The sequence below is a fragment of the Pseudomonas palleroniana genome, from assembly GCF_003031675.1.
In the GTDB taxonomy this organism is placed as follows: domain Bacteria; phylum Pseudomonadota; class Gammaproteobacteria; order Pseudomonadales; family Pseudomonadaceae; genus Aquipseudomonas; species Aquipseudomonas palleroniana.
In genome coordinates, this window is record NZ_PYWX01000030.1 from 39,656 (window position 1) to 54,121 (window position 14,466).

At 60.3% G+C, this 14,466-nt stretch carries 12 protein-coding genes; 1 reads left to right on the top strand and 11 read right to left on the bottom strand.

Annotation, left to right across the window (positions count from 1 at the left end):
- Position 1: 1 nt before the first annotated feature.
- The 4 genes from C9383_RS10335 to pmbA form a co-directional block, all read right to left on the bottom strand.
- Positions 2-445: a DUF2753 family protein gene (locus tag C9383_RS10335; RefSeq protein ID WP_060754941.1), complete on the bottom strand. Its 444-nt coding sequence runs from the start codon at positions 443-445 to the stop codon at positions 2-4.
- Positions 446-472: 27 nt separating this feature from the next.
- Positions 473-1,849, bottom strand: a complete 1,377-nt coding sequence (locus C9383_RS10340) for a class II fumarate hydratase (RefSeq protein ID WP_090366754.1) — start codon at positions 1,847-1,849, stop codon at positions 473-475.
- The gene (locus C9383_RS10345; RefSeq protein WP_090366756.1) at positions 1,842-2,237 is read right to left on the bottom strand and encodes a FagA protein; all 396 of its coding nucleotides are present in this window, start codon (positions 2,235-2,237) and stop codon (positions 1,842-1,844) included. The genes C9383_RS10340 and C9383_RS10345 overlap by 8 nt, the downstream gene beginning before the upstream one ends.
- Positions 2,238-2,382: 145 nt before the next feature.
- Entirely contained in the window at positions 2,383-3,729 is a 1,347-nt protein-coding gene (gene pmbA / locus C9383_RS10350) for a metalloprotease PmbA (protein ID WP_090366758.1), read from the bottom strand.
- Positions 3,730-3,837: 108 nt separating this feature from the next.
- On the opposite strand from pmbA, the gene yjgA reads away from it, so the two are divergent.
- Positions 3,838-4,359 (top strand): ribosome biogenesis factor YjgA, encoded by a 522-nt coding sequence (yjgA, locus tag C9383_RS10355; protein WP_060754937.1) that lies wholly within the window; start codon positions 3,838-3,840, stop codon positions 4,357-4,359.
- Positions 4,360-4,404: 45 nt separating this feature from the next.
- Here the strand turns inward: yjgA and tldD are convergent, their stop codons facing one another.
- From tldD to mreC, 7 genes are all read right to left on the bottom strand, one after another.
- Positions 4,405-5,847, bottom strand: coding sequence for a metalloprotease TldD (tldD, locus tag C9383_RS10360; protein WP_060754936.1), 1,443 nt, complete (start codon positions 5,845-5,847; stop codon positions 4,405-4,407).
- 19 nt (positions 5,848-5,866) lie between these two features.
- A complete protein-coding gene (locus C9383_RS10365) occupies positions 5,867-6,712 on the bottom strand; it encodes a carbon-nitrogen hydrolase family protein (RefSeq protein ID WP_090366760.1) in 846 nt (281 codons plus the stop codon).
- A 48-nt stretch (positions 6,713-6,760) separates the two neighbouring features.
- Positions 6,761-10,576, bottom strand: coding sequence for a YhdP family protein (locus C9383_RS10370; protein WP_090366762.1), 3,816 nt, complete (start codon positions 10,574-10,576; stop codon positions 6,761-6,763).
- A 76-nt stretch (positions 10,577-10,652) separates the two neighbouring features.
- A complete protein-coding gene (gene rng, locus C9383_RS10375; RefSeq protein ID WP_010567681.1) occupies positions 10,653-12,110 on the bottom strand; it encodes a ribonuclease G in 1,458 nt (485 codons plus the stop codon).
- 70 nt (positions 12,111-12,180) lie between these two features.
- Entirely contained in the window at positions 12,181-12,777 is a 597-nt protein-coding gene (locus C9383_RS10380; RefSeq protein WP_090366764.1) for a Maf family protein, read from the bottom strand.
- 51 nt (positions 12,778-12,828) lie between these two features.
- On the bottom strand, positions 12,829-13,317 hold the full coding sequence (gene mreD, locus C9383_RS10385) for a rod shape-determining protein MreD (protein WP_003171788.1): 489 nt from the start codon (positions 13,315-13,317) through the stop codon (positions 12,829-12,831).
- The gene (gene mreC, locus C9383_RS10390; RefSeq protein ID WP_081087022.1) at positions 13,317-14,417 is read right to left on the bottom strand and encodes a rod shape-determining protein MreC; all 1,101 of its coding nucleotides are present in this window, start codon (positions 14,415-14,417) and stop codon (positions 13,317-13,319) included. The genes mreD and mreC overlap by 1 nt, the downstream gene beginning before the upstream one ends.
- Positions 14,418-14,466: the final 49 nt, after the last annotated feature.

The following is a 14,466-nucleotide window of genomic DNA, read 5'->3' on the forward strand; positions in this document are numbered from 1 at the left end:
ATCAATGCGCTCCGTAATAAGGGTTGTTGCGGGTCGACGCATCCGGTTGCGTCGCAGCGCCGCCCAACAAGCGATGAGTACGTGGGTATTCACCGTGATCGCTGATGAAATTCAACAACTCGACATAGGTCTTGCTGCTCTGGCGCAGCGCCGCCTCGCGCAACTGCGGGCTCAGACGCGGGTCCTGCAGGGTCTGCAACAGGCGTTGGTGAATGGCGCAGAGGTATTCCGCGCTTTCTTCCGGCTGGTTCAGGCGCAGGTGCAGGTCCGCCAGGTTGTGATGGGAAATGACGCAGGCCGCCACTGCTTCTTCGGCGTCCGCCCAGCGCTCAAACAGCACTTGAGCCAGGGCCAGGGCTTGCAAATAGGCCTCGCGGGCGTCGACCAACTCACCCTGCATAAAGCAGCGATTGGCGCGTTCGATCGTGCGTTTCCAGTGCTCCATGGTAAGCCTCCAAAGCAGAGTCGGTGATTACACGCCGCCGGCCGTGAGTTTTTCCGGGTCCAGCAGCATTTCCAGCTGACTACGGGGCAAGTCAGTGTGTTCAAGGGCTACGTCAATCACCGGCCGGCCTTGTTGATAGGCTTTTTTGGCGATTTCGGCGGCCTTCTGGTAGCCAATGATCGGGTTGAGCGCGGTGACCAGGATCGGATTGCGCGACAGCGCTTCCTTGAGCTTGGCCTCATTGACCTTGAAGCTGGCGATGGCCTTGTCCGCCAGCAATCGACTGGAATTGGCCAGCAATTCAAGGCTGCTGAGCAGGTTCTGGGCGATGATCGGCAGCATCACGTTCAGCTCGAAGTTGCCCGACTGGCCGGCGACGGTAATCACCGAGTCATTGCCAATCACTTGCGCGGCCACCATGGCGGTCGCCTCCGGGATCACCGGGTTGACCTTGCCCGGCATGATCGAGGAGCCCGGCTGCAGCCCTTCCAGCTCGATTTCGCCAAGCCCGGCGAGGGGACCGGAGTTCATCCAGCGAAGGTCGTTGGCGATTTTCATCAGTGAGACGGCGGTGGCTTTCAATTGACCGGAAACGGCGACGGCAGTGTCCTGGGAACCGATCAGGGCAAACAGGTTCTTGCCCGGCGTGAATTTCACGCCGGTCAAACTACTCAGTTGCTGGCTGAAACGTGCAGCGAACTCCGGGTGTGCGTTGATTCCGGTGCCGACAGCCGTGCCCCCTTGAGCCAGGGCCTGCAAGCTTGGCAGCAAGTCCTGCAAATGCCCGATATTGGCCTTGAGTTGCTGCGCCCAGCCGTTGAGCACCTGGCTCATGCGCACCGGCATGGCGTCCATCAGGTGGGTGCGGCCGGTCTTGATGAAGGGATGGACGGCTTCGGCCTTTTGCTCGATCACCTGAACCAGATGCAGCAGGGCTGGCAACGTTTGCTCATGCAGCACCAACGCGGCGCTGACATGGATAGTGGTCGGGATAATGTCGTTGCTGCTCTGGCCGCAATTGACATGATCGTTGGGGTTGACTGCCTCACCAAGCAAACGGGTGGCCAGAGTTGCAATGACTTCATTGGCATTCATGTTGGAGCTGGTGCCCGACCCGGTCTGGAAGATATCCACCGGGAAGTGCGGCATGAAATCACCTTCGAGCAAGCCTTGGGCGGCATCGACGATGGCCTTGCCCTGTGCTTCGCTGATCTGTTTGAGGTCGACATTGACCTTGGCGGCAGCCACCTTGGCCAGGATCAAGGCTCGAATGAATTGCGCCGGCATGCGCTGGTGACTGATCGGGAAATTGTTCACCGCGCGCTGGGTCTGCGCGCCATACAGCGCGTCTGCAGGCACTTGAAGTTCGCCCATGCTGTCGCGTTCGATACGGGTGTTACTCATCGTTAGATCCTTGCACCAGGTCAGAGTGAGAAAGTGATGGCAACAATTGGCAGGTCGCCAATTGCCAGGCAAAGGTCTGCCAGCGCTTGAGGCGGCAGGCGCAGCGGGAGAGTTTTTCCAGGTCACGCAATGGGCGCCATGCCTGATCCAGGCACAGGGATCGCCAGTGCCACGGCAAGGCGGTATCACTGGCGGTATCGATCAAGAGACGGAATGAGGTTTCGGCGATCGTCCACGGATGGGTCGCAGTGCAGCACGCCAGGTATCGACCTTCGTTGAGGTAATGTTCGATCAGGCGAGGCTCATTGGGATCGAGGCCGCAGCGGATCTGACGGCTCATCCAGCGCCAGCTTTCCAGGTACGGATCCTCATGCAGGACAGAACTCATGATCTACACTCGCTCGATAATGATATTCATTATTAAATGATATTAAGAATCAAAACAAGACGAGAAATTCAGTTCGACTTTTACATAGCCAAAAAAAAGCACGCCATCTTCGGGATGGCGTGCTTTTTTATGAAGCGCTGTGTGATCAGCTGCCGGCGACGGTCATTCGCTCGATCAGTACCGACCCCGTGCGAATGTTGCTGCGCAGCTCCAAGTCATTACCCACTGCCACGATCTGCTTGAACATGTCGCGCATATTGCCGGCGATGGTCACTTCCTGAACGGCGAACTGAATCTCACCGTTTTCCACCCAGAAACCCGCCGCACCGCGAGAGTAATCACCCGTCACCATATTCAAACCATGGCCCATCAACTCGGTCACCAGCAGGCCCCGGCCCATACGACGCAGCAAGGCAGCCTGGTCTTCGGCACCGTGAGTCACAAACAGGTTATGCACGCCACCGGAGTTGGCAGTACTCGGCAAGCCAAGCTTGCGCCCGGCGTAAGTGCCCAGCACGTAGGACACCAGCTCGCCCTTCTCGACAAACGGCTTGGCATACGTCGCCAGGCCATCACCATCGAACGCCGAACTGCCCATGGCACGCATCAGGTGCGGGCGCTCATCGATGGTCATCCACTCAGGGAACAGCTTCTGGCCGATTGCGCCTTCAAGGAACGAGGACTTGCGGTACAGGTTGCCGCCGGAAATCGCCCCCAGGAAACTGCTGAACAACCCCCCAGCCAGTTCCGCCGAAAACAGCACCGGCACTTCACAGGTCGGCACCGGGCGCGCACCCAGGCGGCTGGCGGCGCGTTGTGCAGCGCGCTGGCCGATACTGACCGGGTCCGCCAGCAGATCGCCCTGGCGATTCACGTCGTACCAGTAATCACGCTGCATCTGGCCATTGGCTTCGGCGATCATCACACAGCTCAAACTATGACGGGTGGACGCGTAACCACCGATAAAACCGTGGCTGTTACCGTAAACGCGGCAGCCCTGATGCGTACTCAAGGTGGTGCCATCGGCGTTCTTGATGCGGGCATCGGCGTCAAACGCAGCCGCTTCGCACTTCAGCGCCTGCTCGATCGCTTGCTCAGGCGTGATATCCCAGGCATGGAACAGGTCGAAATCCTTCAGGTCTTTAGCCATCAGCGCTTTGTCGGCCAACCCCGAACTTTCATCTTCAGAGGTGTGCTTGGCGATGGCCAAGGCAGCCGCGACGGTCTCGCGAATCGCCTCCGGGCCGCTGGCCGACGTGCTGGCCGAGCCCTTGCGTTGCCCCACATACAAAGTAATACCAAAACCCTGGTCGCGGTTGAACTCGACGGTTTCCACTTCGCGCTGACGCACCGACGTAGACAGCCCTTGCTCCAGCGACACCGCCACCTCACAGGCGCTGGCCCCCTGGCACTTGGCCTCGGCAAGGATCTGCTCGACTTGTTCCTGCAGTGCCGGTAAAGCTTGCGGACCGACGCTTTGGGCTGCACTCATGGTTTTCTCCACTCAAATTCTGCTTTCGGTTAAGGCCATCGAGCGACCGGGCCGGACAAGCGGCCCCCGACTGGTTATCATGGCGGCGTTTCTTTGCGGACTGCCACCATGGTTGATTCTTACGACGACTCCCTCGATGGGGAGAAAAGCAAATCCCAGGTCAAACGCGAGCTGCATGCTCTGGTTGACCTTGGCGAGCGCCTTACAACGCTCAAGAAAGACTTGATTGCGAAACTGCCACTGACCGACGAAATGCGCCGGGCGCTGGCGGATGCGCCCAAGCACACCGCGAATATCGCGCGTAAACGGCATATCGCGTTTATCGGCAGGCTGATGCGCGATCAAGATACTGACGCGATTCTGGCCTTGCTTGATCAAACCGATGCCTCCACTCGCCAGTACAACGAACGCTTCCATAACCTGGAACGTTGGCGTGACCGCCTGATATCGGGCGACGACGCCGTGCTGGAGAAATTCGTGGTGGACTACCCGGAAGCGGATCGCCAGCAACTGCGTTCCCTGATCCGTCAGGCCCAACATGAACTGGCGCACAACAAGGCGCCGGCCACCAGCCGTAAAATCTTCAAGTACATCCGTGAGCTGGATGAGACGCAGCGCGGCCTGCGCTGATCCTCTTCCCCGGGTGGCGACCTTCGCCACCCGAAGCTCCCCGGCTTACGACCCCGTACCCCCGACGGTAATCGCATCAATTTTCAGCGTGGGCTGGCCGACACCCACCGGCACCGACTGCCCATCCTTCCCGCACGTACCGACGCCACTGTCCAGCGACAGGTCATTACCGACCATCGACACCTTGCTCATGGCCTCCGGCCCGTTACCAATCAACGTCGCCCCCTTGACCGGCGCGGTAATCTTGCCGTCCTCGATCAGGTACGCCTCGCTGGTGGAAAACACAAACTTGCCGCTGGTGATATCCACCTGGCCGCCGCCGAGGTTGGCGCAGTAGATCCCACGTTTCACCGAAGCGATGATTTCCGCCGGGTCGCTTTCGCCTCCCAGCATGTAGGTATTGGTCATGCGCGGCATCGGCAGGTGCGCATAGGATTCGCGGCGGCCGTTGCCGGTACGGGCCACCCCCATCAGGCGCGCGTTGAGTTTGTCTTGCATATAGCCTTTGAGTACGCCGTTCTCGATCAGGGTGGTGCACTCGGTCGGTGTACCTTCATCATCAACACTCAGCGAGCCACGGCGGCCGGCCAGGGTGCCGTCATCGACGATGGTGCATAGTTTGGAAGCCACCCTCTCGCCCATGCGTCCGCTGTAGGCGGAGCTACCCTTACGGTTGAAGTCGCCTTCCAGCCCATGGCCCACCGCTTCGTGCAGCAAAACCCCGGACCAACCCGAACCCAGTACCACCGGCAAAGTCCCCGCTGGTGCCGGAATGGCCTCCAGGTTGACCAATGCCTGGCGCAGCGCTTCCCGGGCGTAGCCCATGGCACGGTCGTCAGCCAGGAAATAGCGGTAGTCGGTACGCCCGCCGCCGCCATGGCCGCCGCGCTCGCGACGGCCGTTCTGCTCGACGATCACGCTGACATTGAAACGTACCAACGGCCGCACATCCGCCGCCAGCCCACCATCGGTGGACGCCACCAGGACGCGCTCCCACACACCGGCCATGCTCACGGTCACCTGCTGAATGCGCGGGTCCAGAGCTCGGGTGGCCGCGTCGACACGCTTGAGCAGCTCAACCTTTTCTGCACGACTGATGACTTCCAAAGGGTTATCCGGTGCGTAGAGCTGGGCCACATCCTGGGTGCTGAACGCCTGTACCGTGCCGTTTTGACCGGCACGAGAGATCGAACGCGCCGCACGGGCCGCCAGGCCCAGGGCTTCCAGGGTGATTGCGTTGCTGTAGGCAAAACCGGTCTTCTCACCCGATTGCGCGCGCACGCCGACACCTTGGTCCAGGTTAAAGCTGCCTTCCTTGACGATGCCGTCTTCAAGAGCCCACGACTCGGAAATCTGCCCCTGGAAATACAGGTCGGCTGCGTCGATGCCCGGCCCGGCCAGATCGCCCAGCACGGTTTGCAAGCTTTCGATGGTCACGCCACCGGGTGCCAGGAGGTGTTCACTGACTGAGGACAACAACTCGCTCATAGGTTTGGCCTTAAATTCATCATTCTGAAGCAGGCCGCTGGGCGCCCTGCGAGAAAAAGCGCCGATGGTTCACCACCGGCATGCGCGCCCGTATCGACGCCTGTTCACTGCTATCGCGCTTGGCCAACAACACCGCTTCGCCTTGATCCTGTTGTGCCAGCACTCGCCCCCAAGGGTCGATAATCGCCGCATGTCCAAAGGTTTCCCGCGGCCCGGGGTGCACGCCGCCTTGTGCGGCCGCCAGCACGTAGCATTGGGTCTCGATGGCGCGTGCGCGAATCAGTACGTCCCAATGCGCCGCTCCCGTCACCGCAGTAAAAGCCGAGGGTGCGCTGATCAGCTCTGCGCCCGCTGCGCGCAACTCACTGTACAGCTCGGGGAAACGCAGGTCATAACACACGGTCAGCCCCAGTCGACCCACCGGTGTATCCGTCACCACCACTTTGGCACCGAAAGCATAGTCGTCAGACTCCCGATAACGACCACGGGCATCGGCGACATCGACATCGAACAAGTGCAGCTTGTCGTAACGGGCGACGATCTGGCCCTGATCGTCGATCAGTAGCGAGCAGGCGTTGGGCTTGGCATTCGGCTGGCCCTCGGGTGGCAATGGCAATGTACCGGCCACTATCCATAAGGTGAGGTCGCGGGCTGCCTGTTTCAACCACGGCAGGATCGGGCCTTCACCCGAGGCCTCGGCGCGACCGATATCGGCCACATCACGACGCCCCATGGCCGCGAAGTTTTCCGGCAGCACGGCAAGCGTCGCACCGCCCATCGCCGCTTGTTCCAGCAAGCGTCGGGCCTGGATCAGGTTGGTCAGCACATCACTTTGGCTGACCATTTGAATTACCGCAAAGGACATGGGCCCACACTCCATGATTGGCATAGGGCCATGCTACTCCACAGTCTCTCAGTTTGGTTTTTCAAATGGTTTGTCGAACGTGATTTTCGGGTCTTTCCAAGGCCCTTCCACTTTGTATTGCACGCTGGCGAAGCGCGAAACACGGTCACCGATCAATTTGTCGATCAGAAACAACGCCCCCCCAATGGCCGGCGCACCGACAATCAGCGCCGCAATGGGCAGGTTGTTGGTCACAGGCAAAGTCACCAGCAACTTGGCGTCCACGCGGTCAGCCACCAGGTCCAGGGTGCCGTTGAGTTCCAGATTGGTCGACGGCCCGGTCATGGTGATCGGCTCACGGGTCACGAAGACTCCGTCACTGGCCGCCAGCAACCCCTTGACTCGGTCATAGCTCAAGCCCTTGCCGAGCAGGTCCGAGAAGTCCAGGCGCAAACGACGACCGATGGAGTTGAAGTTCAACAGGCCGAACACCCGCAACGCCTGGGCGCCGCCCTCCACTTCCACAAACTGACCTTTACGGAACGAGGCATCGAGGCTGCCGGAGAAGCGCTTGGGCCCGACCCACGCCGGTGAACCCGGCCAACGGCCATCCACGTCCAGGTGGAAGTCCTCGCTGGTCACGGTTGGCGCAAAGCCCCAGCCCTTCAGCACATCGGCGATATTCTTGCCATCCAGGCGCCCTTTGTACCAACTGTAACTGGCCCCTGGCGCACCTTCCCAGCCACCGGCGCCCTTGAGCAGCATGCCCTTGAGGCCCAGATCCAGGTCGGTAAACGCCAGGCCCTTGGCGGTCGGCCGGATCTTCAGCGACCAGGCACCCACGAGGTCCGGCCCTTGGAATAGCTTGTCGATGGCGATATCCAATGCCGGAATATCCTTGGGATCAATATCAGCCAGCGGGTCAGGAGCGTTTTCGTCCGCCTGTGCCGTTGGGTCCACCGCAGGCAATTTCACGTATTGCAGGTTGATCGCAATCGGCGCGCCCTTGGCGTCCGGCAGGTTCACCGTGCCTTTGGCCTGCTGGCTGTCGAGCTGCAAGCCCCACGCGGAGGGCTTGCGGTCGAGCTGCAGGCTGACTTGATCCAACTGGGAGCCAAGGCCGGTCAGCTTCCCCACCTTGAAATCGGCACCACTGAGCAGTTGCTTGGCACTGCCGCCCGGATCGTTGCCCGCGTAACGGTTAACCAGTTTTTTCCATGGGTCGATATCCAGTTCCGACAGCACCCCGCGAATGCGCAGGCCTTTGTTCCCGGGCAATAACGCGTTGCCATCACCGAGAAACAACTCGCCACGACCGTCATTGAGCTTCTCGGGTGGCGCCGCAAAGGTGAAACTCGCCAACTCGCCGTAACTGAACCAATAGCGGCGCTCGGCACCTTGCAAAGTCATGCGAAAGACGCTGTCACGCCCCTGGCTGGCTGGCATGCCAAAGGGGGCGGGCAAATCTACTGCAACGCCCTTCATATTGGAGCTGACCATGAGTTGGCTGTCAGCGCCGTCCAGGGTCAGCTGCAGTTGGTAAGGTATGTCGCCGGAAACCGGTAATGGCTGGCTGACCTTCAACCAATCCGTCAGACGCTTGACCGTGACCTGGCCTTTGGCGGTCACGCGGGTGCTGATATTGCCGGGCTTGCCATCGGCAACAATCTGCGCGGTGATGGGACGGTCGAACGCCTGCGCCGAAATGTTCTGGCCGCTCAGGCCCTTGGCGCTGTCGAAGCGGAAGTCACCCTTGAGCTGGGTCAGGTCCAGTGGCGGCTCGGCCAGTTGCAGGCGGGCCTTGTCGGTCTTGAAGTCCACCACGATCTTGGGGTCGGTCCCCTTGGCCAACGGAACATCCAGGTCCAGGCTGCCTTGCAGATCGCCCTCGCCTTTCCAACCGGCGAAGGTCGAGGCGGTGCCTATCGGCGCTTCCTGAAGGATTTTCAGACCATCACCCAGGCCACCGGCAAACCCTCCGGTCAGCAGCAGGTGACTGTCCTGGCCGGCAGGAGCGTGGGGAATATTGACATAGACATCCTTGACCTTGGTGTCGAGCAACTGGCCCTTGCTGGCCAGAATACGCACACCGCTCTCCTCGACGAACACTTCACCGTCGACCTTGCCCACATGAGGCCAGCCCGGCTGGAACGCCAACTCGGCATCATGCACCTTGAAGAACAGGCTGATATTGCGCGAAGCCGGCAGCGCGTCGTGGTTCAGCGAGCCCTGGTACTGGAAGAAACCCTGGTCAACCGCCCCTTTGAGAATCGCTGTGCGCAACCACTCATCCAGCGACGGGCTGAGTACGGCGGGCAGATACTTGGGGGTGAAGCGACCATCACCATCAACCATGCCGACCCGCAGGTCCATGTAGTCTTCCTGGTTATGGTCGAAATGCAGGCGAATCAGGAAGTCGGCAGCGATTTTGCCTTCCTCGCCCAGCACCTTGATGTAAGGCGCTATCAGGGTGAAGCCTTCTTTATCCAGCTTCCAGGCCAGTCGCGCATTGGCCTGGATGTACTGCCAAGGCTTGGCGAAGATCGGGTCCAGATGCAGGGAAAAGTCTTTGCTGTCCATGCGCAGTTCGCCATGGCCCAGGTCGCCGCTGATGCTACCGGACACGTTACGCGCGGCCGGCGCACCGAAATAAGCATCAAAGCCGATGCGCTCAAGGTTGGCGGCGAAGCTGACTTTCTGGTCGGTGGTGTCCTGGGGGCGCAGATCCACCAGTACATTACGCAGTACCCCCGTGGCCTTCAGATGCTCCAGGGTCTTGGCGAAGCCTTCCGGCAACGGCGCCAAGGCATTCAACAAGGGGGTGATAGGCGTCAGATCGAGGCGATCGGCCTGGAGCTTCCAGACCTCCTGGTCCTTGTCCGTGGCCAGGGTTTGCTGCAATTGCATGTGCGATTCCCAGCGGGTATCGCCCAGGTTCATCGCGAGCGAATCGAACAGCACCTTAAGGCCACTATCACTGCGTTGCAGATAAGCGGTCAGGGCCAGATTTTCGATATGCACAGGCTTGCGATCGGCGTAGCTGCCCTTCACTTGCGCAGAATTGAGACGTACAGCAGCACTTTGGACAGTACCTTTGCCCCAGCTCAACCAGAACTCACCGCCGGCCTGGAACTGCGTGAGCTTCCATTGCCGGGTCAACTTCGCGGGAATCCATTTGGCCCAGTCGCTCTGGGGCAGGCTGAGATAGGCTTCGACTTCTGCGTCTTGCCATTGGCTGGCGCGAATGCGGCTGCGCAGGCTGACGGCAAGCGGTTGACCGTCAGGCAACGTCAAGCGTGCATCCAAACGTTGCCGAGTCATGCCGGTGTGCAGGCTCAAGCCGACGTAAGTCATGGTCAGCGGCGCCTGATCGAACGGCTGGAGGGTGACCTGGCTATCCAACAGCGACACGCGCTTGACCATTTGCATGCGCGTCAACAACTGCCCGGGGTCCAGTGGCTGTTCATCCCGTACCGGCAGACCTTGCAAGGCCCAGTGACCGTCCTTGTCTTCCTTGACGCTCAATTGCAGCCCACTGACTTGCAGATGGGCGATGCGCACTTCAAGGGCCATCAGGCTGGCCCAGATATCCGGCACCACTTCGACCTGATCCAGGCGCAGGGCGCTGCTGCCCTCACCGACCATCACGTCGTGGGCCAGCAATACCGGGGCGAAGCCACTCCAGCGCCCCTCGAGGCTGCCAATGTGCAGGGGCATGTCAACCGCGGCCTGGGCCTTGGCCTCAACTTGCGCACGGTATTCGGCCACCAGCGGCGTCAGTTCACGACCCAGGCTCACGTAGACCGCCGCCATTACCAGCAGCAGCGCACAGAGGCCCAGGCCCCAACGGGTCAAAGCGGCAAAAAAGCGTATCAGACGCTCCATGTCAGGCGACCCTCAAGGCAGTTGGCGGACGGCAGATCATGGCCTGCCGGTCTCACGGAAAGAAAGCGAATGGGGATCAGAGCAGCACCACGTCGTATTGTTCCTGGGAATACATGGTTTCAACCTGAAAACGGATGGTGCGCCCGATAAAACCTTCCAGCTCCGCGACGTTACCGGACTCCTCATCCAGCAATCGATCGACCACTTTCTGGTTGGCGAGCACTCTATAGCCTTCGGCCTGGTAGGCTCGCGCCTCCCGTAAGATTTCCCGGAAAATCTCGTAGCAAACCGTTTCTGGGGTCTTCAACTTGCCGCGCCCCTGGCAACTGCTGCAAGGCTCGCACAGCACCTGCTCAAGGCTTTCACGGGTACGCTTGCGGGTCATCTGCACAAGGCCAAGCTCGGTGATACCGATGATATTGGTCTTGGCGTGATCGCGCTCCAGTTGCTTCTCCAGCGTGCGCAACACCTGACGCTGGTGCTCTTCGTCTTCCATGTCGATGAAGTCGATGATGATGATGCCACCGAGGTTGCGCAGGCGCAGTTGGCGGGCAATCGCCGTAGCCGCTTCGAGGTTGGTCTTGAAGATGGTTTCTTCCAGGTTGCGGTGCCCTACGAACGCGCCCGTATTCACGTCGATGGTGGTCATGGCTTCTGCCGGGTCTACCACAAGATAGCCTCCGGACTTGAGTGGCACCTTGCGCTCCAGGGCTTTCTGAATTTCATCTTCGACGCCATACAGGTCAAAGATTGGACGTTCGCCAGGGTAGTGTTCCAGGCGATCGGCAATTTCCGGCATCAGTTCGGCAACAAACTGCGTGGTGCGCTGGAAGGTTTCCCGCGAGTCGATGCGAATTTTCTCGATCTTTGGGCTGACCAGGTCGCGCAGGGTGCGCAGCGCCAGGCCCAGGTCTTCATAGATGACGCTCGGTGCGCCAACGGTCTTGATCTGCGCGCCTATCTGGTCCCACAAACGCCGCAGGTAACGGATGTCCATCAGGATCTCATCCGCGCCGGCGCCTTCAGCGGCCGTGCGCAGGATAAAACCACCCGCTTCCTTGATGCCCTCAGCGGCCACACAATCACTGACGACCTTTTTCAGGCGCTCACGCTCGGCTTCGTCTTCGATTTTCAGCGAGATGCCGACATGGGCAGTACGGGGCATGTACACCAGGTAGCGTGATGGAATCGATAGCTGGGTGGTCAGGCGTGCGCCCTTGGAGCCGATAGGGTCCTTGGTGACTTGCACGACCAGGCTCTGCCCTTCATGCACCAGAGCACTGATGCTTTCCACCGCCGGGCCTTCGCGCAGGGAAATTTCCGAGGCATGGATAAACGCAGCACGGTCCAGGCCGATATCGACGAACGCTGCCTGCATCCCCGGTAACACGCGCACCACTTTGCCTTTATAGATATTGCCGACGATCCCGCGCTTCTGGGTGCGCTCGACATGCACTTCTTGCAGAACACCGTTCTCTACCACCGCCACGCGCGATTCCATCGGCGTGATATTGATCAGAATCTCTTCACTCATGGCTGGGTCTCGTTCAGGCGTTTTCACAATAGTGGCCGATCGCTTAAGGCTGGGCGCTGGAGTGAAGCGATCAGCGCACGGTGAGGTTTTGCCAACAGGGTATGCCGAATTGGCCAAGCAGTTGCGCGGTTTCGCACACCGGCAAGCCGACCACGGCGGAATAACTGCCATTGAGACCGGTCACAAATACCGAACCCAACCCTTGAATAGCATAGCCCCCCGCCTTGTCCTGAGGTTCGCCACTGTGCCAGTAAGTTGTAGCCTCTTCGACAGAAACCCCGCGAAAACGTACACGGCTGCTTACACATTGGGTTACGCAGCGCAGCCCATCAGTAACAGCAATCGCGGTGAGGACTTCATGCTCGCGATCAGAAAGCGCCAGCAACATCGCCAGCGCATCGGCCTGATCCACCGGCTTGCCGAGGATCTGGCCGTCGACGATCACAGCCGTGTCGGCACCCAACACACATGCGCCGGAAGAATGTTCAAGCGCAGCAAAACCTGCCATGGCCTTGCCACGCGCAAGACGCTCGACATAGGCAACGGCGGGTTCGTTTGCAAGAGGAGTTTCATCAATAGCGGCGCTGACCACGGTGAAAGGCACACCGATCTGGGTTAGCAGCTCACGTCGCCTCGCAGAGCCCGAGGCCAGATAAAGCGAATTCATTCCAGACTCTCCCTGTAGAGTTCGATAACCAGGCAGAGCCTCGCAATCCATTCAATTGATTTTATAACGACGACGCAGGCCGCGCAGGCCGAAACTGATCCAGGGCCACAGTAGCGCACTGACCAGAGCCGGTAACACCAATGCCAGGGTTGGCTGGCGGTTACCGGTCAAGGCGCTGAGCCATAGTTGCACCAACTGCGCCAGGCCGAAGATCACCAGGATCACCAGGCACTGCTGCCACATCGGAAACATGCGCAGGCGCTGTTGCAACGACAGCACCAGAAAGGTAATCAGGGTCAGGATCAACGCGTTCTGCCCAAGCAAAGTGCCATAGAGCACATCTTCCGCCAAGCCCAGAAACATCGCAGTGACCATGCCCACTTTGTGCGGCAGGTTCAGCGACCAGAAGGCCAGCAGCAATGCCAGCCACAGTGGGCGCAGGATCTCCATGAATTGCGGCAGTGGCGACACGCTGAGCAGCAAACCGATGGCAAATGTCAGCCAGACGATCCAGCCATTGCGCGAATGAGTACCGGCCATTATTCCTCCCTCTGCCGCGTAGTTGCCGGGGTGGTTGCCGCCGGCCTGGCGGCTGGCGTCGCGGCCGGTGGTTTAGCTGCTGCCGGTTTGGCTGGCCGCGCACTGTGGGCGGCCGGCTTGGCCGGGGTTGCTACGGGCGCCGCCGGAGCGGCTGCCGGTGCAGGCGGCCCTACGAACGCGGGCTTCGGCACCGTCGCCGGAATGATCGGCGCCGTACCGTTTTGCTTGTCTTCCGCCTCTTGGGCCTGCGCGGCGTCATTGGCGCGCTCTTCCGGCGTGCGGTTGTCACTGAAGACCAGCAGCAGGTAACGGCTACGGTTGAGGGCAGCGGTCGGCACGGCGCGGACAATGGCGAACGGCTGGCCGGAATCGTGGATCACTTCCTTGACCGTCGCCACCGGGTAGCCGGCGGGGAACCGCTGGCCGAGACCGGAGCTGACCAGCAGGTCGCCTTCCTTGATGTCGGCGGTATCGGCCACATGCCGCAGTTCCAGGCGCTCCGGATTGCCGGTGCCGCTGGCGATTGCACGCAAGCCGTTACGGTTGACCTGCACCGGGATGCTGTGGGTCGTGTCGGTCAGCAACAATACTCGCGAGGTGTAGGGCATCAGCTCAACCACCTGGCCCATCAAGCCACGGGCATCGAGCACCGGCTGGCCAAGGACCACACCGTCGCGCTCACCCTTGTTGATGATGATGCGATGGGTAAACGGGTTGGGGTCCATGCCGATCAACTCGGCCACTTCGACCTTCTCGTTGACCAGTGCGGAAGAATTGAGCAACTCGCGCAGCCGAACGTTCTGCTCGGTAAGGGCCGCGAGCTTTTGCAGGCGCCCCTGCAGCAGCAGGTTTTCAGTCTTGAGTTTTTCGTTCTCGGCAACCAGCTCGGTGCGGCTGCCGAATTGGCTGGCCACGCCCTGGTAGAGACGTTGCGGCAGGTCGGTGATCCAGTAGGTCTGCATCAGCACCAGCGACATCTGGCTACGCACAGGCTTGAGCAGCGCAAAGCGGGCATCGACCACCATCAGCGCGACCGAAAGCACGACCAGCACCAATAAGCGCACGCCCAATGAGGGGCCTTTGGCGAAAAGCGGTTTAATAAGCCGCTCCTCCCAGGCAAATGTTCTCTTTATTCATACGGCATCTAAC